This window comes from Microbispora sp. ZYX-F-249, from assembly GCF_039649665.1.
GTDB classification, from domain to species: domain Bacteria; phylum Actinomycetota; class Actinomycetes; order Streptosporangiales; family Streptosporangiaceae; genus Microbispora; species Microbispora maris.
The window spans coordinates 100855-124373 of the sequence record NZ_JBDJAW010000012.1; the positions used below are offsets into that span (position 1 = coordinate 100855).

23 protein-coding genes and 1 pseudogene are annotated in these 23519 nt (G+C 71.6%); 11 read left to right on the forward strand and 13 right to left on the reverse strand.

What is annotated here, in order from left to right; genetic code table 11:
- The first annotated feature begins 176 nt into the window (after positions 1-176).
- Both AAH991_RS16710 and AAH991_RS16715 read left to right on the forward strand, forming a co-directional pair.
- Positions 177-1148 carry a sensor histidine kinase gene (locus AAH991_RS16710; protein ID WP_346226745.1) on the forward strand — a complete coding sequence of 324 codons (972 nt, stop codon included), beginning with the start codon at positions 177-179 and terminating at the stop codon, positions 1146-1148.
- 148 nt (positions 1149-1296) lie between these two features.
- On the forward strand, positions 1297-2124 hold the full coding sequence (locus AAH991_RS16715; RefSeq protein WP_346226746.1) for an SDR family oxidoreductase: 828 nt from the start codon (positions 1297-1299) through the stop codon (positions 2122-2124).
- Between the two features lie 1485 nt (positions 2125-3609).
- Here the strand turns inward: AAH991_RS16715 and AAH991_RS16720 are convergent.
- The 5 genes from AAH991_RS16720 to AAH991_RS16740 all read right to left on the reverse strand — a co-directional run bounded on the left by AAH991_RS16720 (position 3610) and on the right by AAH991_RS16740 (position 8924).
- The gene (locus AAH991_RS16720) at positions 3610-4011 is read right to left on the reverse strand and encodes a VOC family protein (protein WP_346226747.1); all 402 of its coding nucleotides are present in this window, start codon (positions 4009-4011) and stop codon (positions 3610-3612) included.
- Positions 4001-5542, reverse strand: coding sequence for an FAD-dependent monooxygenase (locus AAH991_RS16725; RefSeq protein ID WP_346226748.1), 1542 nt, complete (start codon positions 5540-5542; stop codon positions 4001-4003). Before AAH991_RS16725 ends, AAH991_RS16720 begins: the two co-directional genes overlap by 11 nt.
- Positions 5543-5638: 96 nt before the next feature.
- A complete protein-coding gene (locus tag AAH991_RS16730; RefSeq protein WP_346226749.1) occupies positions 5639-6451 on the reverse strand; it encodes an SDR family NAD(P)-dependent oxidoreductase in 813 nt (270 codons plus the stop codon).
- Positions 6452-6468: 17 nt separating this feature from the next.
- Positions 6469-7698 (reverse strand): serine hydrolase domain-containing protein, encoded by a 1230-nt coding sequence (locus tag AAH991_RS16735; protein ID WP_346226750.1) that lies wholly within the window; start codon positions 7696-7698, stop codon positions 6469-6471.
- Between the two features lie 80 nt (positions 7699-7778).
- Positions 7779-8924, reverse strand: coding sequence for an FAD-dependent monooxygenase (locus tag AAH991_RS16740; protein WP_346226751.1), 1146 nt, complete (start codon positions 8922-8924; stop codon positions 7779-7781).
- A 121-nt stretch (positions 8925-9045) separates the two neighbouring features.
- Between AAH991_RS16740 and AAH991_RS16745 the strand changes: the two genes are divergently transcribed.
- Positions 9046-9936: a LysR family transcriptional regulator gene (locus tag AAH991_RS16745; RefSeq protein ID WP_346226752.1), complete on the forward strand. Its 891-nt coding sequence runs from the start codon at positions 9046-9048 to the stop codon at positions 9934-9936.
- A gap of 258 nt (positions 9937-10194) precedes the next feature.
- Here the strand turns inward: AAH991_RS16745 and AAH991_RS16750 are convergent, their stop codons facing one another.
- The gene (locus tag AAH991_RS16750; RefSeq protein ID WP_346226753.1) at positions 10195-10953 is read right to left on the reverse strand and encodes a MerR family transcriptional regulator; all 759 of its coding nucleotides are present in this window, start codon (positions 10951-10953) and stop codon (positions 10195-10197) included.
- A 10-nt stretch (positions 10954-10963) separates the two neighbouring features.
- Positions 10964-11848 (reverse strand): DUF2268 domain-containing putative Zn-dependent protease, encoded by an 885-nt coding sequence (locus tag AAH991_RS16755; RefSeq protein WP_346226754.1) that lies wholly within the window; start codon positions 11846-11848, stop codon positions 10964-10966.
- Between the two features lie 7 nt (positions 11849-11855).
- On the opposite strand from AAH991_RS16755, the pseudogene AAH991_RS16760 reads away from it, so the two are divergent.
- Positions 11856-12053 (forward strand): annotated as a pseudogene (locus tag AAH991_RS16760) (short-chain dehydrogenase); the annotation flags it as partial.
- Positions 12054-12098: 45 nt separating this feature from the next.
- Here the strand turns inward: AAH991_RS16760 and AAH991_RS16765 are convergent.
- On the reverse strand, positions 12099-13055 hold the full coding sequence (locus tag AAH991_RS16765) for a diacylglycerol/lipid kinase family protein (RefSeq protein WP_346226755.1): 957 nt from the start codon (positions 13053-13055) through the stop codon (positions 12099-12101).
- 29 nt (positions 13056-13084) lie between these two features.
- Positions 13085-13480, reverse strand: coding sequence for a DUF3224 domain-containing protein (locus AAH991_RS16770; protein ID WP_346226756.1), 396 nt, complete (start codon positions 13478-13480; stop codon positions 13085-13087).
- A 200-nt stretch (positions 13481-13680) separates the two neighbouring features.
- On the opposite strand from AAH991_RS16770, the gene AAH991_RS16775 reads away from it, so the two are divergent.
- The gene (locus AAH991_RS16775) at positions 13681-14406 is read left to right on the forward strand and encodes an ATP-binding protein (protein ID WP_346226757.1); all 726 of its coding nucleotides are present in this window, start codon (positions 13681-13683) and stop codon (positions 14404-14406) included.
- Positions 14407-14435: 29 nt separating this feature from the next.
- Here the strand turns inward: AAH991_RS16775 and AAH991_RS16780 are convergent, their stop codons facing one another.
- A complete protein-coding gene (locus tag AAH991_RS16780) occupies positions 14436-14885 on the reverse strand; it encodes a universal stress protein (RefSeq protein ID WP_346226758.1) in 450 nt (149 codons plus the stop codon).
- Positions 14886-15040: 155 nt separating this feature from the next.
- On the opposite strand from AAH991_RS16780, the gene AAH991_RS16785 reads away from it, so the two are divergent.
- From AAH991_RS16785 to AAH991_RS16795, 3 genes are read left to right on the forward strand one after another with little or no spacing between them, the layout of a single operon-like run.
- Positions 15041-15976 carry an ABC transporter ATP-binding protein gene (locus AAH991_RS16785; protein ID WP_346226759.1) on the forward strand — a complete coding sequence of 312 codons (936 nt, stop codon included), beginning with the start codon at positions 15041-15043 and terminating at the stop codon, positions 15974-15976.
- A gap of 7 nt (positions 15977-15983) precedes the next feature.
- The gene (locus AAH991_RS16790; protein ID WP_346226760.1) at positions 15984-16751 is read left to right on the forward strand and encodes an ABC transporter permease; all 768 of its coding nucleotides are present in this window, start codon (positions 15984-15986) and stop codon (positions 16749-16751) included.
- Positions 16751-17551: an ABC transporter permease gene (locus AAH991_RS16795; protein WP_346226761.1), complete on the forward strand. Its 801-nt coding sequence runs from the start codon at positions 16751-16753 to the stop codon at positions 17549-17551. Before AAH991_RS16790 ends, AAH991_RS16795 begins: the two co-directional genes overlap by 1 nt.
- A 38-nt stretch (positions 17552-17589) precedes the next feature.
- On the opposite strand, the gene AAH991_RS16800 is transcribed toward AAH991_RS16795, so the two are convergent.
- Entirely contained in the window at positions 17590-18690 is a 1101-nt protein-coding gene (locus tag AAH991_RS16800) for a winged helix DNA-binding domain-containing protein (protein WP_346226762.1), read from the reverse strand.
- 5 nt (positions 18691-18695) lie between these two features.
- A complete protein-coding gene (locus AAH991_RS16805) occupies positions 18696-19130 on the reverse strand; it encodes a VOC family protein (protein ID WP_346226763.1) in 435 nt (144 codons plus the stop codon).
- 151 nt (positions 19131-19281) lie between these two features.
- On the opposite strand from AAH991_RS16805, the gene AAH991_RS16810 reads away from it, so the two are divergent.
- Positions 19282-20271 (forward strand): helix-turn-helix transcriptional regulator, encoded by a 990-nt coding sequence (locus AAH991_RS16810; protein WP_346226764.1) that lies wholly within the window; start codon positions 19282-19284, stop codon positions 20269-20271.
- A gap of 39 nt (positions 20272-20310) precedes the next feature.
- Here AAH991_RS16810 and AAH991_RS16815 read toward each other — a convergent pair whose 3' ends face one another.
- Positions 20311-21750 (reverse strand): MFS transporter, encoded by a 1440-nt coding sequence (locus tag AAH991_RS16815; protein ID WP_346226765.1) that lies wholly within the window; start codon positions 21748-21750, stop codon positions 20311-20313.
- A gap of 141 nt (positions 21751-21891) precedes the next feature.
- On the opposite strand from AAH991_RS16815, the gene AAH991_RS16820 reads away from it, so the two are divergent.
- Together AAH991_RS16820 and AAH991_RS16825 are read left to right on the forward strand one after the other, a co-directional pair.
- Complete coding sequence (locus tag AAH991_RS16820) at positions 21892-22584, forward strand: TetR/AcrR family transcriptional regulator (protein ID WP_346226766.1); 693 nt, start codon at positions 21892-21894, stop codon at positions 22582-22584.
- Complete coding sequence (locus tag AAH991_RS16825) at positions 22571-23395, forward strand: helix-turn-helix transcriptional regulator (RefSeq protein ID WP_346226767.1); 825 nt, start codon at positions 22571-22573, stop codon at positions 23393-23395. Before AAH991_RS16820 ends, AAH991_RS16825 begins: the two co-directional genes overlap by 14 nt.
- The last annotated feature ends 124 nt before the right edge of the window (positions 23396-23519 follow it).

Sequence of the window (23519 nt, forward strand, 5' to 3'; positions counted from 1 at the left end):
CGAAATCGTCCAGTCCTCCGTCGGGATCATCCCGCGGGCGCCGACGCGGTCACGGCCACGCCGGCGTGGGGGACGGCTGGCAGCACGCCGGGCGAAACCGCGCTCGACGGCCCGCATCCGCAGGCCCCGAACTCGACTCCCCGACAACACGGCCAGCGCTGAGCAGGAGCGCGGTCATGACGATGACCTTTCGCGGCGGCAACGGGCCCGTACGGGCACTCGCCGCCTGCCTACGCAAAATCCCCGCCGGGCGGGTCGCCGACGTCCTCCTGACCGTCCCGGCGACCCTGAAGGCCCGGCGAGTACGGGACAGATCCCTGCGAGCGGTGGCGTCCATCCGCCTCGAACTGGACGCCATCAACCTCGCGGGCGTGAACACCCGGGTCTCCGAGACAGACGGGAACGGGGAGGCCGCCCAGCTGGCCCGGGCCGTCAACACGACGCTGGAACGGCTGCGCGAGGCCTGCGATCGCGCCGAACGCGCGCGCAAACGGCAGCGGCAGTTCGCCGCGGACGCCTCTCATGAGCTGTGCACTCCCATCGCCGCACTGCGCATGCGGTTGGAGGATGCGCAGTTGCATCCGCGCGAGACCGATCTGGACGATCTCCTCGGCCACACGTTGCATGACCTCGACCGGGTGCAGGGCATCGTCACCGACCTGCTCCTCCTGACCCGCCTGGGGACCGCCCCCCGGAGAGTGGAACAGGTGAACCTCACGGCGCTGGTCCGGGCAGAGGCCGCCCGGCAAATCGACGGGCACCACATCCACCTCCGGCTCGACCCCGAAGTGAACGTCGACGGTGATCCCGAGCAGATCATCCGGATGCTGGGCAACCTGCTCGACAACGCCCGGCGGCACGCCGTCCGCACGATAAGGATCGGCCTGCGTCGCGCGGGGGACCGCGCCGAGCTGTCAATCGCCGACGACGGAGAGGGCATTCCCCCGGCCGACCGCGAGCGGATCTTTCACCGCTTCGTGCGGTTGGACGCCGCCCGCAGCCGGGACAGGGGAGGCGCCGGCCTCGGCCTGGCCGTCGCTCGCGGCATCGCCTCCGCCCACCACGGCAGCCTCCACGTCGAGGGATGCGCATGGGGTGGAGCGTGCTTCGTCCTGCGGATGCCGCTCTCGCCGGGCGGCCGCACGTGATCGATCTGTCCGGCCCTGGCGCCGGGGGACCACGCGTGCCGCTTCCGCCAGGTGTGACGCCACGGGCCCGCAGGGAATCGCGGGAACCGCCGAATCGCGTCGCCCGCCGACGGGGCGCCGAGTCATTGCTCAACTAGGGTGACCGGCCATGAGATTCCTCATCGTCGGTGGCAGTGGATTTCTCGGCAGCGAACTCGCTCGGCGGTGTCTGGCGTCCGGACATGAGGTGGCCGCGACCTACCTCACCCGATCAGGAGAGACCGCCGGCATTGAGTGGTTGCCGCTCGATGTGCGCCGGAAAGAGGCCGTCGACGCGCTGATCAGCGCATTCCGGCCTGATGTGGTCGTCAACGCCGCGTTCCGGCAGACGGATTGGGCGCCCACCGCGATTGGAGCCGTGAACGTGGCTCTCGCTGCCTGTGCGGCTGGCGGGCGTCTGGTCCATGTGTCGAGCGACGCGGTCTTCTCCGGTGCCGCGATCCGCTATGACGAGACCTGTGTTCCCGACCCGATCACTCCGTACGGCGCGGCCAAGGCCGCCGCAGAGACGGCGGTGGCCGCGATCGCGCCGTCGGCGGTCATAGCCCGGACGTCCCTCATCATCGGCGACGGTGACTCCCCGCACGAGGCGCTGGTGCGTTCACTGGCCGGCGGGGCGAGGGGAGTGCTGTTCACCGACGACGTGCGGTGTCCCGTGCACGTCGCCGATCTCGCCGCCGCGCTCCTCGAACTCGCCGTGTCCGGGCATCACGGAGTCCATCACGTCGCGGGGGCCGACGCGGTGAGCCGATACGAGCTGGGAGTGCTCATCGCCCGGCGTGACGGCCTCGACGAAAGTGGTCTGCCATCAGGCCGGCGGGCGGACAGCGGTATACCCGGACCGCTCGATGTGCGTCTGGAATGCGACATGACCCAGCGGCGGCTCCGGACCACGCTACGTGGCGCGCGGCAGTTCCTGGGCGAGGCTTCCTGCTGATCGCGATCTTCTCGTGATGAAGCGGACTCCGACTCCGCTGGCAGCAGGCGCTGCCGCTGCAGATGGGGCAGCACCGGCAGCGTCCGCGATCGATGATCATGACGTTGCGCGAGCTCCAGCAGGGGAGTGGGGAGCCGATCGCCGGTAGCTCACCGGCGAGTTCGGGATCTCCATAGGGCCAGGGCCGGCATCTGGAGTCACTTGACGCGACGGCTGGCGCCGAGGGGGCCGCCTTGATGAGCCAGGGGGGCCGAGTTCCCCCAGACCGGACACTCTAGGCGGATATAGTTCATTTCCGCCTATACCAAACAGAATTCACCTTCTGTCCGGTATGGCGGAGAGCGGGGGTTTCTGTCCGATGGGCGAGGCCTCGCAGCGGATCGCAGCCATCTTGCGGGCGGGGTGCTCGGGGCCGCGGTGACGATGCAATCGCGGGTTCCGGATGTCGTCGGCGCGGCGGGCGCTGCGCCTATGGCGCGCGGGTGAGTGGCGGGCCGGCCGGGCTCCGGCGGCCCTGAAGGCCGGCAGGGCCATCGGAGCCCGCGCGTCCCGGCGCTGCCGGAACGGTCCGGCCGCCGCCGCGTACACGGCGCGGCCGTCGTCGCCGCCGCGCCGGTGCGAGAGTTCGCCGGTCGAGTCCGAGGACCCGGTCGACGATCGCCGGGCCGCGTGCGGCGTGGACTCGGCTCACGGCGCCCGGGAGGCCAATTGGCCGGGTTACCCCGCCTTCTCCTGCCCTGGCACCCCCTTCCGGCAATGCTCGATAATGAACATTATGTCAAGTAGTGCTTTGAAGGCCCTCCCCGTCCGCCGGGATCGGGGTGCTCACGCCGCTGCGGCATCGAGCGCAGCCCGCGGGTGCGGCGTGCACCGGCATCGGCACCGAGCGCGGGCCCAGCGGCTGCTTTCCCTGCTGCGGACGGATGCTTCGCCCACACAACCACGACGAGGGCCGCCGTGGCCGCGTCCGTCCTTGCCCGGTTCGATACGCCTGGCGCAGCTGCCACCGGGACGGCCCCTTGTTCTATCCGTCTCCGGTCGGCCCCTCGGCGAGCCCTGCGGGGGCCGGTCACGCACAGTCACCGCTCCCCTCTCCCCCGCTTTGTCCGCCGCTCGAGGCCCGTGCCCACGAGCGCGACCCGCTGTCGCGGTCCGGCAGCCGGGACGAGACTCACTCCCCCGCGGTCGGCCACTGTGGCGGCGTCCAGCAGGTCGCCCTCTTTTTCTCGCGGTTCGAAGCCGTGCGTGGCGAGTGCCGTCTCAGGCGGGCGCGGGCGACGTCTCTCATGGCGCTTGCGGGAGGACGTCGCCCGTGTCGATCAGCGACTTGAGGTTCGCCAGCACGGCCGGCCATCCGTGTTGTCGTACCAGGCGAAGCCTGTACACCAAGCCAACCGACGACATCGCCGCCGGCCATGTCCAAGAGACAAGATCACGAGGCCCGGGGCATCTCAGCACGACGAATGTGTGGCAGGAACAGGGACGCTAACTGTGGTGCGTCACCGCCAGGGTGCGCACGACGCAGAACTCGTTGCCCTCGGGGTCGGCCATGACCACCCAGCTTCGGTCTGGGCCTTGGCCCACATCTCTCTTGACGGCGCCGAGACCGAGCAGTCTGGTCACCTCGTCGTCGGTGCTGCCGTCGATCGGGCTGACGTCGAGGTGGAGCCGGTTTTTCACGGTCTTGCCCTCGGGCACCTGGATGAACTGCAGGGTGGGCGGCATCTGGCGGGTGAGCACCTGCTCGATGGTCGGCTCCCAGGAGCCGATTTCGACCTTGCCTTCGTTGCGGTCGATCACGTTGAGGTCCAGGACCTCGCACCAGAAGGCCGCGACTCTCTCCGGGTCGTGGCAGTCGATGGTCAACTCGGTGAATCTACTTGTCATGTCTCTCTCCGGTGTTCGAAGGCGTTCCGAACCATGCGGAGAGTGCCGCACGCAGCGAAGGCGTGGCGGTGTCCGCAGGTTCGTCCAGGCCGGCGGCCCAGGCGAGATGGCCGTCCGGGCGGATCAGCAGGGCGTCGGCCTGCCGGTCGGCGGTCTTGGCAGTGTGGACATCGAGGAGATGCCGCCATTCCCAGGCGGCCTGGCGGAGCTCTGGGCGGTCGGCCAGGTCGAGCAGGACGGGCCGGGCGGTGCGCATGAGCTCGGCCACGCTGACGACGCCTTCATCGGTGTGCAGGGTGAGGTCGGGGGCGAAGGTGCCGGCCAGCGGATGATGTCCGGTGCCGGGCATCGGGTAGCGGATGTCGGTGCCGGCGACGAGGGCTCCCATGCGGCGCAGCGGCTGCTCGTCGGTGAGCAGTTCGGTGAAGATCTCCCGGAGCGCTTCGGCGGCTGCGTCGTGCCCGCGGCGCAGGGCCACCTGCGCTCGGGTGTGCAGCATGGTGCGGGCGCCGGCGAGATGGCGTTCGGTGTGGTAGGTGTCCAGCAGGCCAGCCGGGGCCGTGCCGTGCAGGTCGGCGGCGAGCTTCCAGGCCAGGTTGACCGCGTCCAGCATGCCGGCGTTGAGCGCCACTCCGGTGGCGGGGAACAGGTGCGCCGCGTCACCGGCCAGGAAGATGCGGCCCTCGCGGTAGCGCTCGGCCTGACGGGCCTTGAAGGTGAAGCGCGACAGGCGGGTCGATCCGGCCAGCGGCAGGTGGACGCCGAGCACGCGGTGGATGCTGTCCTGCAGTTCGGTGAGGGTCATCGGGACGTCGTCGTCGTATTCGGTGGTCTCGTCCTCGATGGTGTAGAGGGAGACGGACCGGGTGCCGGGTGAGGAGCCGACGCCGAGCAGGCCCTGGCCGGTGCGGGTGAATCCGGCGCGGATGGTGCCGAAGCCGGGAACGTCGAGATCGCCGTTGCCGAGAACGGTGACCGTGTCGGGCAGGGTGACCTGGGCCAGCCGGTTGACCTCGGGATAGGTGGTGCCGGGGAACGGGATGCCGGCCTTGTCGCGGATGCCGCTGCGCGCGCCGTCACATGCGACGAGGTACCGGCTGCTCGTCCGGTACGGTCCGTCCGGGCCGCGCACGTCCACGGTCACCGCGTCGTCGTCCTGGCTCACCTCGATCACTTCGTGCCCGCGGCGGAGGTCCACGCCGAGTTCGCCGGCGCGTTCGCCGAGCAGCCGCTCCAGCAGTTGCTGCGGCAGCGGCAGGGCGTGCATCGGGGGATCCGGCATCCGGGTGAAGTCCAGGTGCACCCCGCCGAACGGGAACCGGGGGGCGGGCATCGGGCCGGTGCAGGCCGCTTCGAAACGGTCCAGCAAGCCTCGGTGGCGCAGCAGGTCCAGGATCTGGCCGCCCAGGCCGCCGGCTTTGGGGGTGTCGCGGGGTCGCGGCTGCCGTTCCAGGACCAGGGGCCGCACTCCGGCCAGGCGTAGTTCGGCGGCCAGCATGAGACCGGTCGGGCCGGCCCCCACGATGATCACGTCGGCATTGTCCGACGGCCGCTCTTCTTCCGCGGGCTGGGTGGCATCGTGGTGCTTCATCATCGATGATCTCTCAATCATGTCGGGACGGAGGTGTCAGCCGGGAGCCAGGCGGCTGAGATGCTCCCAGGCGCGGTATTCCTCGGTCCTTGCCTGGTTCATCTGCTGGACCAGGTCGAAGGACTGGCTGCCGACGATCAGCCGCAGGGGCGGGCGGGGCAGGTCCACGAGTTGCATGACGACCGGCGCGGCCGTGCTCGGGTCGGGCCCCGTTTCGTCGCCCCACATCTCGGCGAGCTTCGCCCGCAGCGGCTCGTACGCCGGGCTGGGCGTGGTGGCTGTCGTGCCGGTCGTGAACAGGCCGGTGTCGTAGCCGCCCGGCTGGACGATGGTGACCTTGACGCCGAAGGGCTCGACCTCCATGGCCAGCGCCTGGCCGAGGGAGTCGATCGCGGACTTTCCCGCCGCGTACAGGCCGGCCGAGGCCATCCCGCCGCCCGTGCCCATCGTCGTCACCAAGAGGATGTGGCCCGAGCCCTGGGCGCGCAGGTGGGGCAGCACGGCCTGGGTGACCCAGATCTGGCCCAGGACGTTGACGTCGAAGTGGGCTCTGATCTGGAGCTCCGTGGCCTCTTCGACCATGCCGTACAACATCGCGCCGGCGTTGTTGACCACGATGTCGAGCTTGCCGAACGCGGCAACCGCCCGTTCCACGCCCTCGTGCACCGCGGCGCGGTCGGAGACGTCGAGCGGGAGGCACGCCAGGGTGTCGGGGTGGCGGGCCCGCAGGGCCGCCAGCGGCGCCATGTCGCGGGCCGCGGCCACGACGCGATCTCCTCGCTCCAGCGCCGCCTCCGCGAACGCTCTGCCCAGCCCCCTGGACGCACCGGTGATGAACCACACACGCATGACATTCACTCCTTGCATCAGTCGTCGATGGCCTGGTAGACGGTGGTCCAGAAGTCGGCCATAAGGTGGGCCGGATTCGGGACGGTGTAGCCGAGCTGGCAGAGCAGGATGCCGGTGAGCTGGTTGGCCGGGTCGGCGTAGGCGGAGGTGCCGCTGCCGCCGTCCCAGCCGAACTGGCCGATCGGCGCGTAGTCGCCGCGGTAGGTGCGCACCGCCATGCCGATGCCCCAGCCGCCCTGCTGGCCCTGGCCGAAGGAGATGTGCACGGCGCTGGTGGCCAGGGCGGTGCGGGCGGCGTTCTGCTCGGAGGTGAGCCGGTTGGTGGTCATCAGCTCCACCGCGGCGCGGGACAGGACGCGGCGGCCGTTGTGGGTTCCGCCGTTGAGCAGCATCCGGAAGTAGGCGTGGTAGTCGTCGGCGGTCGACACCAGGCCGCCACCGCCGCCCTGGAACGCCGGCGGCTTGCTCCAACGACCGTTCTCGGGCTCGTCCCAGGCGAGGAACTCGCCCGTGGCGGGGTCGGGGGCGTACAGGGTGGGCAGCCGGTCGAGCCGGTCGGCGGGCACGTGGAAGCCGGTGTCGCTCATCCCCAGGGGCTCGAAGATGCGCTCGCGCAGGAAGTCCTCGAAGCTCTGGCCGGTGACCCGGGAGACGAGCACGCCGACCAGGTCACTGCTGAGCTGGTACTGCCACTGCTCGCCGGGCTGGTGCATCAGCGGCAGCTCGCCCAGGCGGCGCATCCACTCGTCCTGCTCCGGCACCTCGGTCGGCAGGTTCGGGGTCAGGCCGCGCTCGAAGATGGCGTTCAGGATCGGGGTGCCCAGCGCGGTCATGTCCATGCCGAGGCCGAAGGTGGAGGTCAGCACGTCCCGGACGGTGATCGGCCGGCGCGCCGGCACGGTGTCGTCCAGCTCGGCGTCGAGCCGCGTCAGCACTCGGCGGTCGGCCAGCTCCGGCAGCCACTCGTCCACCGTGTCGTCCAGCCGCAGCCGGCACTCGTCCAGCAGCACCATCGCCGCCGCGATCGAGACGGGCTTCGATGTGGAGGCCATCCGGAAGATCGTGTCCCGGCGCATCGGCGCGCCACCGTCGTGCCGCATCGTCCCGATCGCCTCGACGTGGGTCTCCTCGCCGCGGCTCACCAGGGCGACGAGGCCGGGGATCCTGCCCGACGCCACGTGCCGGGTCAGCACCTCACGCAGCCTGCGTAGTCCCTGCTCGGACAGGCCGTTCCTGCCAGTTGTCATGATCTTGTCCTTGTCGTCATGAATGGTCCGCCGGTTCCTTGCGATCCGGCGTTCGTGCGTTCCTCTCGCGGAGGGGCCTGTCAGCGGGCAGCCCGGCCAGGTGACGGCCGCTCCCCGGCGAAGCCGGAAGCGTAGTTCCTGAGCCGTACGAGGTGGGGGCGGGCCACCGTCGTGCGGCCGAGCTCCTTCTCCGGAGGTGGGCCCAGGAAGAACTGGTCGGCGCCTTCTCGCCCCATCTGCTGATGCTCGGCGACGAAGCCGCGCATTTCCCGCTCGTAGGCGGCGAACGCCTCCGCGTGGCCGCCGCCGGCGGCCAGTTCGCCCGCCAGGATGTAGGCGCCGATCAACGCCCGGGAGGCGTCGCGACCCGAGGCCGGCGCCGCGCAGTAACCGGCGTCCCCGACCAGCACCACCCGGCCGGAGAACCAGCGGTCCATCTCGACCTGGGCGTTCGCCTCGAAGAACAGATCCTCCGCCTCCCACATCTCCTCCAGCAGGCGCCGGACCAGCCGGCCTTCGCCGGCGAACCGCTCGGCCACGATGCGCTTGTGCTGCCCGGCGTCGTCGCGGTCGTAGGCCAGCGGCCCGGAGGCGAAGTGCAACACCGCGCGGGCTCGGGCGCCGTCGCGGGTGGCGAGCACCCCGGCCGCCTTGCCCGGTACGCGGTGAACCTGGCCGCCGGCCTCGGCGCCGAGCCGACTGGGTAGGCCGAAGACCGCCGTGTAGAGGCCCAGGTGCCGGACGAAGCGCTCCTGCGGCCCGAAGGCCAGCGAGCGGGTGCGCGAGAGCAGCCCGTCAGCGCCGGCCACCAGGTCGAAGCGGCGCGGCCGGCCGCGGTCGAAGGTGACCCGCACGTCGGCGTCGGCCTGCTCCAGAGTGGCGACCGAGTCGTCGAAGACGTACTCGACCTCCCGCCGGGTGGCCTGGTACAGCAGGCCGGCCAGGTCGTCCCTGAGGATCTCGACGTCGGTGGGGCGGATCGCCACCGGCAGGGCGTTCTCGTCCGCCATCGCCGCGCCGCCCAGGCGCAGGTCCAGCGCTCGGACCTGGTCCAGCAGGGCCATCCGGTCCAGCACGTCCAGTGCCTCGCCGCGCAGGCCCGTCGCGTAGCCGCCCGCGCGCAGTCCGGGCGCGTGCTCCACCACCGTCGGGGTGAAGCCGTGGTGGCGCAGCCAGTACGCCAGGGCGGCCCCGGCGACGCCGGCACCGCAAACAAGGACGTCCATCCACGTGCTCCCTCGACCAGCGGCGATTCGTACGAATCGAGGATCAAGTACGGTGAACACCCGGAACAATGACGAACCCCGAAAGATCACCTTCAGTGGGAGTGGACGGAGCAGGTCAGGCGTGGAACTGCGGGACATCGAGATCTTCCTGACCTTGGCCGAGGAGTTGCACTTCGGTCGGACCGCCGCCCGGCTGTGCCTGTCGCCCGCCCGGGTCACCCAGGCGATCCAGAAGCAGGAACGTCAGGTCGGCGCTGCGCTGTTCGAGCGCAACAACCGCACGGTCCGGCTGACCCAGGTGGGGCGTCAGCTCCGGGACGACCTGCGTCCGCTGTATGCCGGGCTGAAGGAGAGCGTGGAACGCGCCCAGCTCGCCGGTCAGGGCATCACCGGCACGCTGCGCGTCGGCATGCTCCCCCTCAACGCCTACGACCTACGCCCCTACTGGGACGTCTTCCGCCTCCGCCACCCGCGATGGAAGCTGCGCATCCACAAGGCACAGCTGGGCGAAGCCTTTCCCGCGCTGCGGCGCGGGGACATCGACGTCCTGGTGAGCTGGCTGCCCGTCGACGAACCCGACCTCACCGTGGGGCCGGTCGTGTTCGCCGAGCAGCGCGTGCTGGCCGTCGCCGCCGACCACCAGCTCGTCGGGCGCGCGTCGGTCTCGCTGGAGACGATCTCCGACTTTCAGCACCCGCACGCCGACACCGGCCCCGGTTACTGGTTTGACGCCTACGCTCCGCGCCTCACCCACCGGGGCCGTCAGATCGAGCGCGGCCCCGTGGTCCGCGACGCGGAAGAGGCCATGACCCTCGCCAGCATGGACGGACTCGTCGTGCTCTTCCCCGCCCACGTCAGCCGCTACTGGGCACGGCCTGACATCGCCTACCTGCCGGTCAGGGACCTGGAGCCGCTGCCGTACGCGCTGGTGTGGCGCAGCGAGGCGGAGAGCGAGCCCATCCGGGCTCTGGCCGGGATCATCCGCGACCTGGGCCCTCTCCCGTCGGCCTGAAGAGCCCGTTCAGACCGTGGTGAAGTCGAGCCGGGTGTCCATGTCCAGCCGGAACCGGCCGTAGGGGTTCACGTGAGCCCAGAACAGCGGGCTGAGGGCTCGCCCTGAGCCAGGGCAGCAGCTTGAAGCCCAGCAGCGCTGCATCCCCGCACCCTCGTGGTGCGGGGATGCAGGCGTACAGGGCTGTGGGATGGTGCCGCTCGCCGTGCCGCACTCCGCTCAGCCTCGCGAACCGGTCGTTGCCACGAAGCACACGGGCTACATCCGGGTCCGCGCGTATGTCCGCAGCGCGTCGCGGACCAGGGACGCCGCCCGGACGTCGCCGTACATGCCGGCGAAGCGGGGGTCGTCGACGTACATGTCCCCCAGGCACGTCACCATCTCGATCGCGCGATCCCGGTCGCCCTCGGCCGTGGGGGTGCCCGGGATCCGGCTCAGCCACCGGACGTGCCGGGCGGCCAGTTCCTGAGCGTGTTCCGATGCCGGACGGACCCCGGCTTTCGCCGCGGCGACCCATGCGGCGACGAGGTCCTCGGCGGCCCGCTTCCAGGCCCGCTGCTGGTCAAGGGGCTTGCCGTGCCACCAGTCGTTGCTCACCCGGAACGCGCGCTCGCCCCAGCGCGAGATCACGTCGTCCTGGTAGTGGTCGTTGAAGCCCGCCAGCATGACGTCCATCCGGGGTTCCGCCCCCGCTTGCAGGGCCTCGATCGTGTGACGCACGGACTGGATCTGCCGTTCGATGCGGTCCCGTTCCTCTTCCAGGGCGGCGATGTGGGCACGGAGCCCGTCGAATGTGTCCACTTCGTCGGCCAGGACCTCGGAGATGGCCTGCAGGCCCATGCCGAGCCGGCGCATGAACAGGATCCGCTGTAGCCGGGCGACCGCGGCGGGGTCGTAGTAGCGGTATCCGTTCGCGCCGACCCGGGACGGGGCCAGAAGCCCGATGCGGTCGTAGTGGCGAAGGGTGCGGCTGGTGATGCCGGCTCTCGCCGCGAGCTCCTGGATCGTCCACTCCATCGTTGCGGTGTCACCCTCGGTGGAGCGTGGCGGCGATGATCTCCGAGCTGTCGGCGTGCAGGGCCTGGGCGGCGGTCTGCCCGGTCGCCGCCAGGTAGGTGTCGACCAGGCGGTTGCCCGCGGCGTACCCGGCGCCCATCGGCAGCCCGACCGGGGTGAGGCCGAAGCGCTCGGCGCTGGGGTCGCCGTGCACCCAGGCGGTGAAGTTCTGCATACCGGTGACGTCGAGCCCGGTGAGCACCTTGGCGAAGACCTCGTCGTCGTGCAGGTGCGGCACGGCGATGCGGGCGTAGCCGAGCTCGTCGCCGTAGAGCTGGCGGGCGAAGGCGTCGGCCAGGCCCTCCCCGACGATGTGATCACCCACCGTGACGGTCATCGGGTCCCACCCGACCCCGCCCGGGCTCCACCGCAGGTTGTGGTGCAGTTCGTGCACGGCGGTGGCCTCCAGTCGCTCCACGTTCTCGGGGAAGGGCCAGAGCGTGATGGTGATGTGGCCCGAGATGCCGCCGAACCCGGTCATTCCTCGGCAGGGACCCATGAAGTGCTCGTCGGCCGGATCGCCGAGGACGAACAGCACGGTGATGTCCGGGGCCTCCAGCCCAGGCGTCGCCTCCAGCAGTACGTCGAGGGCGTCGTCGAAGGCGCGTTGCATCCGCTCCCAGGCTCCGGCCGCCGCCAGGGTTTCGAGCGCGTCGAGGCAGCGCTCCTCGTCGCGGTCGATGGGGAATCCGGACGTTTCGCGGTGTACGGCAACCAGGTCGACCTCGCCGGGCTGGTAGCGGTACATGCCTCGGATGGGCTCCAGCATCGAGCGCAGCAGGTCGGCGCGGTCGGCGGCCGGGGCGGGCAGGATCCGCCTCATGGCGGAGTAGGTGTCAAGGACAGTGATCGACATGGCCGGGATGCTAGAAGTTGACGCAGCGTCAAGGTCAACCCGGCGGGCCGGCCCCGGGCAGGCGAACACCACCGCGCCCGGCCCGACCGACACCCCTGGTACGTCGGGGCTCGCTCCCGGCCCGGAGGAGGAGATCGCCGCCGTCGTGGCGTTCCTCGCCTCCGAGCAGAGTGGCTTCATCACCGGTTCGGGCCTGTACGTCGACGGCGGCCTGAACCGGATCAGAGTTCGGCCACCGGGGCCGCCGGTGTCAGGCGGGGGGCTCGGGCAGGCAGACCGTGATGGCCTGGGGCACGACTTTGACCGTGATGCGGTCGACCCGGTCGCGGGCTCCCCCGTCCAGTTCGTACGCCATGGGGGTGCGGAGTTTGACCGACACCTTCCTGGCGCGGGTGATGCGGACGAAGGGGGACTTCTCGGCGTTTCCGGCGCTCATGCGGCCGAGGGCGCGGGCCCATTGGATGGGGCCTTCGGCGGTGGAGACGCCGACTTCGAGCCAGCCGTCGTCGAAGCGGGCGTCTTCGAAGACGTCGATGCCGCCGGTGACGGTGCCGACGTTGCCGACCAGGACGCAGCTGGCGTCGCCTTCGAACCAGTCGTTGCCGTCGACCTTGATTTTCATGGGGGTCACGGCGCCGCCGACGTGGCGCAGCCCGGTCCAGATGTAGGCGAAGCGGCCGAGGCGGTCCTTGAGGCCGCGGTCGGCGTCGGCGATCATTTCGGCGTCGAAGCCGACGCCGGCCATGACCGCGAAGTGCTCGCCGTTGATCTTGCCGAGGTCCATGGTGGCGCGGCGGCCCTCGAAGCCGATCCGTACGGCTTCGGGCAGGTCCTCGGGGATGCCGAGGTTGCGGGCGAGCAGGTTGGCGGTCCCTGCGGGGATCACGGCGACGGTGGCGTCGCTTCCGGCGAGGGCGTCGACGCAGCGTTGGACGGTGCCGTCGCCGCCCCAGAGGAAGAAGAGGTCCGCGCCGTCCTTGAGGGCCTGGCGGACTTTCTTGGGGGCCTTCTTGCTCTTGGGGACCTCGTACCAGAGCAGGTCGGCGACGTCGTATCCGGTGATGAGTTTGCGGAGCTCGTCGAGTCCCCCGCCGATGGTCTTCTTGCGGTGGGCGATGACGGCGACGCGGGGCGCCGTGGTGCGGGGGGTGGCGGTAGCGGCGGTGGCGGGCTCGTCCGTGGACCGCCGGTCAGCGGATTTCACCATGGACTGCCGGCTACCCGGATGGGGGCGGGTTAGGCGTCGGGCAGGGTGTAGTCGAGGAGGTAGTGGTGGCCGTCCTCCACGCGGATCGTGCCCTCACCGGTGAGGCCGGCCAGTTCGCCGGTGCCGCTGGTGGGGACGATCTGCCATTTCATCCACTGCTCGCCGTCGTGGCTGCCCGCGCTGTGCTGGAGTACGAAGGTGCCTTTGCGTCCGTGGAGGGTTCCTTCGAAGTGTTCGACGCCGACGTAGGCGGCGGGGCCGCCGGGGGTGACGACGGTGAGGATTTCGGTGGTGCTGGTGCCGACGAGGTCGCCCTCGAAGGTTTTGGCGATGTGGTTGCGGCCGAAGGTGGCGCCTTCTTTCTCCTCGGTCGCCAGCTCGGTCCAGCCGGTGATGTCGAAGGTTCCGGTCGCGTGTCCGTTCATATGTCCAGCGTGCCGCGTGTTCCTGTCATCTTCTGTCAGGTATGGCGGTGACTTGCGGGTGAGGGGAAGGAGAAATCTCGGCGAATGCCGTCAAGCCGGCCACTTTGCAGCCGTTCATGACAGATGATCGGAGGCATGGGTTTTCCCCGACCGGCCGCCCCGGTCCTCGCCGGCCGGTCCGTCCAGGCGCGTCCACCGGAATGCTGACCTCTCCCTTTCCTTCTCAGGAGGGCCGCAGGACCGCGTTCGAGGTGTTCGGATCGGCTCCGACCGCTCCGCGCCGGGCGCGCGCGTTCGTACGGTGCCAGTTGCGGGGGTGGGAGCTCGCGCATCTGGCCGAGACGGCGGAGCTGGTCGTCTCGGAGCTGGTGACGAACGCGGTGCGGGCGACGGACGCCGTGGTCAACCCGCCGGTCGCCGCGTCGATGTTCCCGGTGGCGCTGCGGACGGTGGCGCTGCGGGTGCGGGTGGCGTCCGGGCGGCGCAGCCTGTTCATCGAGGTGTGGGACGTCAGCGACCGTGAGCCGGTGCAGCGCGGTGACGAGGGCGGCGACGTGGAGGGCGATCTGGGCGAGGGCGGCCGGGGGCTCGCGCTGGTCGGCGGCCTGGCCCGGAGCTGGGGGCACTACCCGGCGCCGGACCGGGGCAAGATCGTGTGGTGTGAGCTGGCCATCGTCCCGGTCGAGGGGATGCGCCCGAGGGGGTCGGCGGGGGTGCCGGCGACGGACCCGCGGGAGCGGACGGCCGAGGCTGTCCCGGCAGGGGCGTCTGCGGGGACGTCGGCGGGGAGGTCGGTGGGGAGGTCGGTGGAGGGGCTGCCGCGGCGGGTCCGGCGGCATCCGGTGGGCGTGCGGGAGGACGGCCCGGACGAGGCGACGCTGCGGCGGGTGCTGGAGGGCCTGCGGGCGCTGGACGTGCGCGGCTGAGGGCGCGGCCGCGCGGGGTGCCGGGCGGGTCAGGGGACGACGGTGACCGGCCAGCGGCCGGCGCGGACCAGGCGGAGGGCGACCGAGCCGATGAAGCGGTGGCCGGCCTGTGTGGAGGCTCCCACCACGACCGCGTCCGCCCTGATCTCGTCGGCGATTCTGGCGAGGACGCCGGAGGCGTCGCCGTATTCGGTGCGGAAGGTGTAGTCGACGCGCGAGTGGGCGGCCTGGGCGAAGCGTGCCACCTGGTCGCGTAGCTCGGCGGCGACCTGCTCCCCCGCCTCGATCACCGAGGCCGACGCGGCGGGCATCATCGTGCTGATCGTGCCGGGGTTGGTGACGTGGACGAGGACGACGTGCGAGCCCTGCCGGCGAGCGAGGCCCCAGGCGTAGGCCGCGGCGCGCATGGAGGTCTCCGAGCCGTCGATGCCGGCGAGGATCACCCGCGGGCCGTCGGTGCCCAGCTCGAACGTGTTCACGCAAGTCAGCGTACGGCGTCGGGCGGGGCGTAGGGGCACCGGACCAGGCGGATTGTGATCTTCGGGGGCCGCCCGGGGAGGCGGGACGGGGCCCGGCTCGCGGCGCGGATAACCTGTTGCGGAAATGTCGGGGCCGTTGGTTAGGGTCTCGGATCGTGGCTGATCAACCTATGATCTACGCGCGCGGCCTGGTCAAACGCTTCGGGAAGTTCACCGCCGTCGACGGGATCGACCTCGAGGTGGCGCCGGGTGAGGCGTTCGGTTTCCTCGGGCCCAACGGGGCCGGTAAGTCCTCGACCATGCGGATGATCGGCTGCGTGTCCACGCCGACCTCTGGGGAGCTGCGGATCCTGGGTATGGACGCGGTGCGCGACGGGCCGCGGATCCGGGCGCGGCTGGGGGTGTGTCCTCAGCTGGACAACCTCGATCCCGACCTGACGGTGCGGGAGAACCTGGTGACGTACGCCCGTTATTTCGGGTTGTCGCGGGCGGAGAGCCGCAGACGGGCCGACGAGTTGCTGGAGTTCGTGCAGCTGGCCGAGCGTGCGGGCGGGAAGGTGGAGCCGCTGTCGGGGGGCATGAAGCGGCGGCTGACGATCGCGCGGGCGATGGTGAACGACCCTGATCTCGTGCTGCTCGACGAGCCGACGACGGGGCTGGACCCGCAGGCCCGGCATCTGTTGTGGGAGCGGTTGTTCCGGCTGAAGCAGCGGGGCGTCACGCTGGTGCTGACGACGCACTACATGGACGAGGCCGAGCAGTTGTGCGACCGGCTGGTGGTGATGGACGGCGGCAGGATCGTGGCGGAGGGGTCGCCGCGGTCGCTGATCGAGACCTATTCGACGGCCGAGGTGGTCGAGCTGCGTTTTCCCGGCATGCCCGAGTCGGGGGCGCGGCATGCGGCGGCGCTGGAGGGGGTCGGCAAGCGGGTGGATCCGCTGCCCGACCGGGTGCTGGTCTATGTGGACGACGGCGACGCCGCGTTGGGCGAGATCCAGCGGCGGGGGCTGGAACCGTCGAGCGTGCTGGTGCGGCGGTCGACGCTGGAGGATGTGTTCCTCCACCTGACGGGCCGGACGTTGGTGGACTGAGATGGCCGTGAGCCTTGGGGTGCATCCGACGGTCGCGGTGCTGGAGCGGCACCTGACGTTGTACCGGCGGTTGTGGCAGGCGTCGGTGTTCTCCTCGTTCGTGCTGCCGGTGCTGTTCCTGCTGAGCATCGGCATCGGTGTGGGCGGTTATGTCGGCAAGGTGCAGGGGGTCGAGTACCCGTCGTTCATCGCGCCGGGCGTGCTCGCGTCGACGGCCTTCCAGATCGCGGTGGGTGAGTCGACCTATTCGGTTCTGGGGGACTTCAAGTGGGTCCGGGCGTATCACGCGATGCGGGCGACGCCGGTGGGGCCGGCGGACATGGTCCGGGGTCATCTGCTCTACCTGGTGCTGCGGGTGACGATCGCGGTCGTGGCCTTCCTGACCGTGGTGCTGTTCTTCGGCGGGCTGCATTCGCCGTGGGCGCTGGTCACTCCGCTGGTGTGCGCGGTGCTGACGGTGTCGGTGGCGGCGCCGGTGACGGCGTTCGCCGCCACGATCGAGCATGACAGTTACTTCTCTCTGCTGTTCCGGTTCGTGGTGATCCCCTCGACGTTGTTCGCCGGGGTGTTCTTCCCGCTTGAGCAGCTCACGGCGGTGCTGCGCCCGCTGGCGTACGCCTCGCCGTTGTGGCATGCGGTGGAGTTGTGCCGGGCGGCGACGCTCGGCACGGCCCCGGCCTGGCCGGTCGTGGTGCATGCCGGGTATCTGCTGGCGTGGGCGGTGGTGGGGTTCTTCCTGGCGGTGCGGGCGTTCCGGCGGAGGTTGGAGGACTGATGGTGACCGCGCTGGTGGCGTCCCGGGTCTCCCCCGGCCGGGTGGGCGCCGTCATCGGCCGCAACGTGGGGGCGCTGCGTTCCGGGCCGTCGTACTGGATCGTCCTGGTGTCGGGCTTTTTCGAGCCGCTGTTGTATCTGCTGTCGATCGGTGTCGGGGTCGGTGCGCTGGTCGGCGACCTGACGGTGGACGGGCGGACCATGCCGTACGCGGCGTTCGTCGCGCCGGCGATGCTGGCGGTGTCGGCGATGTCGGGGGCGCTGGCCGAGACCACGTTCAACTTTTTCTTCAAGTTGAAGTACATGAAGACGTTCGAGGCGGTGCTGGCGACGCCGGTGCGGCCCATCGAGATCGCGGTCGGCGAGCTGGTCTGGGCGATCGTGCGGGGTTCGCTCTACACCGGGATCTTCCTGGTCGTGATGGTCGCGATGGGGCTGACGGAGCCCGGCTGGGCGTTGGCCGCGTTTCCGGCGACGGTGCTGGTGGGCCTGGCCTTCGGCGGGCTGGGGATGGCGGTCAGCACGCTGATGCGGGGCTGGCAGGATTTCGACCTGATGGGGACGGGGCAGTTCGCGTTGTTCCTGTTCTCCGGGACGTTCTCTCCCGTGCGGGATTATCCGGCGGCGGTCGAGGTGCTGGTCCAGGTCACGCCGCTGTATCACGCGGTGGAGCTGGTGCGTGGCCTGTGCCTGGGTGTGCCGGGGTGGGGGCTGCTGGGGCACGCGGCCTACCTGGTGGCGCTGGCGGGGGTGGGGGTCTGGTTCGCCTCCCGGCGCCTGACCCGGGTCCTGTGTGACTGAGGGCGAGACTCCCCCGCCCCCGCGGCGGTGTCTCGCGCTCAGGCGGGTGACGGGTCGATCCGTACGCGGTCGCTGTCGCCGTCCGTCAGGAATGACGCCAGTGACCGCCCCTCCTCGGTCACGGCGGCGCGGTCGGATCGGGACAGGCGGCGCAGCGGGGTGACGACGACGGCGCCGGCCGTGGCGTTCCAGGTCGCGGCGACCCGGCCGTCGACCAGGACGGCGCGGGCGCCGGCGACCGACAGGCCGCGGTGGGCGTCGTCGACGATGCGGCTGCGGTCGTGGTAGCCGAGGATCGCGTTGTCGAACGCCGGGAGGAAGCGCACGGGCGCGGGGGTGTCGGGGTCGGGGCGCGGCGCGCCGGGCAGGTCGAGCAGTTGCCGGCCGCGTTCGTCGCGGAAGGTGAGGAGTTCTCCGCGTATGGCTTGCACCGCGGGGGGCAGCCCGGCCAGGCCGCACCAGGCGCGCAGGTCGGCGGACGAGGCGGGCCCGTACGCGGCCAGGTAGCGGCGGACCAGCGCCTGGCCGATCTGGTCGGGTCCGTCCGCAGGCATCGGGGCGACGTCGCGTCCCAGCCATGTGGCGAGGGGGAGGTTGCGTACCCCTGCTTTGGTGCGCCACAGTCCGCGCGGGGGCAGCTGGGCCATCGGGATGAGCGCGGCGACGAGCAGTTCGCCCAGTGCCCGGCGCGGTGGCGCGGGCCAGCGGGCGGCGAGCGCGTCGACGAGTTCGGACATCGTGCGGGGCCGTCCGTCGGCCATGACCTCCCGGCCGGCCGCCGCCACCTCGTCCGGATCGAGCCCGGCGAGTTCGCGGCGGTAGGTGGTCAGCACCCGCTGGCGCAGCATGGTGTCGTGCCGGGTGCGCCAGGCCAGTGCGTCGTCGGCGGTGACGAGGTGGACGGTGCGGCGCATCAGGTGGGTGCGTACCACGTGGCGTCCGGTCAGCAGGTCGTCCAGGGCCGTGGGGTGGAAGGCGCGTATGCGGGACCACAGCCCGACGAACGGTTCCTGGGGTTCCTGTGCCTGCAGGCCGCCCAGGTGCGCGACGACGTCGAGGACCGGTGTGCCGGTGCGGTCGAGCAGGAACTGCCGGGCGAGCGTGGCGCGGTTCAGTGCGCGGCTGTCGAGGATCGTCATGGTTGTCAGGCCGGGGTTCGGTCGTCGGCCGGTGCCGCGACGTCGAGGACCCAGACGACGCCGAAGCGGTCCTTGGCCATGCCGTAGAGCGGTGCCCACTGCGCGGGCTCCAGTGGGCGCATAATGGTCGAGCCGACGGTCAGTCGGTCCCAGAGGGCGGTGATCTCGTCGGTGTCGTCGCCGCGTACGGAGACGAAGACGGCGTTCTCGCCGGGGTTCCAGGGGGTGTGGGAGGGGACGTCGTAGGCCATGACGCGGAAGCCGTTGTCCGCGGTGACCTGGCCCCACATCACCCAGTCGGCCTCGTCCGGATTCTGTACGGCGCCCGCGTCCTTGTAGGTGACGGCGACGACGTCGCCGCCGAAGACGGAGTGGTAGAAGCCGAGGGCCGCGTGGGCGTCGCCGCGGAAGTTCAGGTGGGTCGTGGTGGTGATGGGCATGGTGGCTCCTCGCCTTGGATCACTCGGACATGCGCCGGGAGCGGCCGGGTATGCGTCGCTGCCGCGGGTTCGGCCTCGGCCGGCGTCGATGACCTCACGTTTCCATGGGTAGCGGACGGGGTGTGTCCTCTACTGCTGCAGGATGGGTCTTGTGCCGAAGACGTCCGCGCGGCTGCTCGCGCTTCTGTCGCTGCTGCAGACCCGTCGTCAGTGGCCGGGTGAGGAGCTGGCCGGGCGGTTGCGGGTCAGTGCGCGCACGGTCCGCCGTGACGTCGACCGTCTGCGGGAGCTCGGTTATCCGATCACGACCTTCAAGGGGCCCGACGGCGGCTATCGGCTCGAGGCCGGTTCGCGGATGCCTCCGCTGCTGTTCGACGACGACCAGGCCGTGGCCCTCGCCGTGGCCCTTCAGACGGCCGCCACGACCGGCGCCGGCATCGGGGAGGACGCGGCGCGGGCGCTGAACACCGTCCGGCAGGTCATGCCCGCGCGGCTGCGCCATCGCATCGACATTTTCCAGGTCACCGCTGTCGAGCGGCCGGACGTACGGGTCGACGGGAGCGTGCTGATGGCGCTCGGCGCCGCCGTCCATGCCGGTGAGGTGCTGCGTTTCGACTACGCGCCCCGGGCGGGGGTGGACGACGGCGGTGTGCCGCGCCGGGTGGAGCCTCATCATCTGGTGGCCCGGGGCGGGCGCTGGTATCTCGTCGCCTGGGACCTCGACCGGGAGGACTGGCGGACCTTCCGGGCCGATCGGATCACGCCGCGTTCCCCCACCGGGCCGCGGTTCGCCCCGCGTGAGCTGCCCGGGGGTGATGTGGCGGCCTTCGTGTCCGCGATGTTCCGGGGCTCGGGCGGCTCCGGCGAGTGGCCCTGCCGGGGCGAGGTGATCCTCGGGCTGCCGGCCGCCTCGGTGTCCCTGTACGCGCGTGACGGGGTGGTGGAGGAACTCGGTCCGGACCGGTGCCGGCTCGTGCTGGGGTCGTGGTCGTGGGCGGGTCTGGCCGCCGATATCGGCAGGTTCGACGCCGACATCGAGGTGGTCGGTCCGGCCGAGCTCAGGGATGCCTTCGCGCGGCTGGCCGGTCGTTTCGCCGCGGCGGCGAGCGGCCCGCCGGTCGTGCGGTCCCCGATCCCGTGAGCGCGGCCGGACCTCCGGTCCCCCGCCGGTCTGTCCCGGTCAGTCCCGGGCGGGCGTCAGGCCGGGGTCTGCGGTGTGCTCGGCCTGTGCCGGTGGGCTGGTGCGGCGCAGGACGGTGAGGGCGATGAGGACGGCGGCGAGCAGGAGCGCGGCGCCGAGGGTCAGGCCGAGGGCGTATCCGTCGCTGAGGGCCGCGGGTGTGCCGGTCGGGCCGGTGCGGTTGTAGGCGATGGTGCCGAGGGCGGCGAGTCCGAGTGAGGCGCCGATCTGGCGTGAGCTGTTGAGCAGGCCTGATGCGGTGCCGGTCTCGTGGGGTGCGACGTCGGCGGTGGCGGTGGAGACGACCGGTGCGAGGCAGAGCCCGAAGCCGACGCTGGCGACGATGGAGGGTCCCAGGACGTCGGTGGTGAAGGTCCCGTCGGGGCCGATGAGGCCGAACCAGGCGAACCCGGCCGCGGTGAGGAGCCCGCCGATGACCAGGAGGGTGCGGGGGGCCAGGCGGTAGCCGAGTTTGACGGCGAGCGCGGAGCCGGCGACCACTCCGAGGGCGAACGGCAGGAACATGACCCCGGTCAGCGCGGGCCCGGTGTGGAGGACGCGCTGGAGGTAGAGGGACACGAAGTAGAAGGCGGAGGCCATGGCCGCGCCGACCAGGAGGTTGTAGGCGTTCGCGCCGGTGACCGAGCGGTTGGCGAACAGGCCGAGCCGGATCAGCGGTTCGCGGGTGGTGGTGCGTTCGACGTGGAGGAAGGAGGTCAGCAGGGCGGCGGCGACCCCGAGGGTGGTCAGGGTGACCGGTGAGGTCCACGAGTAGTGGTCGGTGCGGACGATGCCGAACACCAGCAGGGTCATGCCGGCGGTGGCCAGGACGGCGCCGAGCACGTCGGGGCGGCCGCCGCGGGCGGGGGGCGGGCCGGGGTCGGCTCGCCAGGTCAGGGCCAGTGCGCACGCGGCCATCGGCACGTTGACGAACATGACCCAGCGCCAGCCGGCGTACTCGGTGAGCAGGCCGCCGATGAGGACGCCGAGGGCGCCTCCGGCGGCGTTCATGGCGCTCCATACGCCGAAGGCCCGGATGCGGGCCCTGCCGGCGGGGAACGTCGCGGTGAGCAGCGCGAGTGCGGCCGGGGCCAGCGCGGCGGCCCCGATGCCCTGTGCCGCCCGGGCGGCGACGAGGTGGCCGGGTTCCTGGGCGAAGCCGCCGGACAGGGAGGCGAGGCCGAACAGGGTGAGGCCGAGCAGCAGGACGCGTCTGCGGCCGTACCGGTCGGCGGCCTTGCCGCCCAGCAGGAGCAGCCCGCCGAAGGTGAGGGCGTAGGCGTGGATCACCCAGGTCAGTCCGACTGCGCTGAAGCCGAGGCCGGCGGCGATCTGCGGGAGTCCGACGTTCACGACCGACAGGTCCAGCGACACCATGAACTGCACGACGGCCACCGCGGTGAGGGTGCGTCCTGGCCGGGCGGTCGGGCTGTGCGTCATCACGGGCTCCGTTCTCCGTGCGCCGGCAGACTTTCGGAACATGTTCCGAAAGTAGCATCCGGACCGGCCGCGGGAAACCCCCATGGGCGGAACCGGCGCTCTGCTTGGCGACCGGGCACGGCGGAACGGCATGATGGGGCAATGCCCCGACCGCCCGCAGCGCACGGCCGCACCGGCCGGCCACCCCTGACCTCCCGTACGCAGATCGTGGCGGCGGCCCGCCGGCTGATCGACCGGGACGGCTGGGAGAAGCTGACGATCCGGAGGCTGGCCGCCGAGCTCGGCATCGGGGCGACGACCCTCTATCACCACATCCGGGACAAGGACGACCTGCTGGTCCTGCTGCTGAATCACTACGTCGACCAGCTCGAACGCCCCCTGCTGCCCGCCGAGCCGCGCGAGCGCATCGTCGCGGCCGCCATCGCCCTGCACGACGCCCTGGCGGCCTGGCCGTGGGCGGCGGAGGTCCTCACCTCCGACGGTTTCGTCGGCCTGCTGGACGAGTCGGCGCTGTGGATGGTCGAGGCCATCGTGGCCGGGGCCCACGACCACGGATGCACGTCCGTGCAGGCCGTCGACCTGTTCCGCGGCATCTGGTACTACACCGTCGGGGAGATCCTCGTCCGCGCCCACTCCGCCCGCCGGCCGGTCGTCGACGAGCGCCACCGTGAGGCCCTGTTCAGCGGCCTCGACGCGTCCCGGGTGCCGCACCTGGCCGCCATCGGCGACCAATGGCCCGCGCTCGCGGCGCGGGACACCTACCCCCAGGGCCTGCGCGCGCTCGTCGACGGGCTGCTCGCCCGCGCGGCGCCGGCTCCGCATGGCGCGGGCTGACCACCGCACCGGACCGGGCCGCCGCAGCCCTGCCGCGGCGGGCGGCGACGGCCCCGATCCGGCGATCGCGGACGGCGGGTGGCACGGCACGACCCTGCTGCGGCCCGGCTGGCTGGCCTACACCGGCGTGGCGGGCGCCACCGAGCCGCACGCCCACGCCGCCGTGCAGGTCCTGATCGTCACCGACGGCGTGATGGAGCTGACCGACCCTCATCGGGCCCGCGGCCCGGTGCGGGCCGCGATCATCCCCGCCCGCGTCCGGCACGCCCTGCACGCCGGGCCGGGCGCGCGCGCCACCATGATCTATCTCGACCCCGCCGGCGGCGCCGGCCGCCGCCTGACCGCCTGCCTGAGCGGCCCGGACCGTGACCGGCTCGATGGGTGGGCGGCCGCCGCCCGCGCCCTGCTCCCGCCCGCGGTCCCCGGCGCGGCGCCCGACCCGGCCGCGCTGGTCCGCGGCTGGAGCGCGCCCGCCGGCGCGCGGCACCCGGCGCTGCGCCACGCCCTGCGGGTGCTGCCGGGGCTGCTGCACGGCCCGGTCCGGCTCACCGACCTGGCCGCCGCGGCCGGGATCTCGGCCAGCCGCCTGGGCCACCTTTTCTCCGCCGAGCTCGCCCTGCCGTTCCCTCCGTACCTGCGCTGGGCCCGGCTGCGCCGCGCCGTGGAACTGGTGGCCGGCGGGGCGAGCCTCACCCAGGCCGCGCACGGGGCCGGCTTCGCCGACAGCTCCCACCTGACCCGCGTCACCCGGGAGATGTTCGGGCTGGCCCCCTCCCACCTGCTCGCCGCCCTGTCCCCGCCCGCGCCCTGAGCGAGGCCGGCGGATCCGTCCAAGCCCGCCGGGCCGCGTCTCCCCCAGCCTGGACGGCATGCATCGCACCATCAGCCGCACCAACAACCGCACCGTGGACCCGGCCGTTCAGGCCGTGATCCGC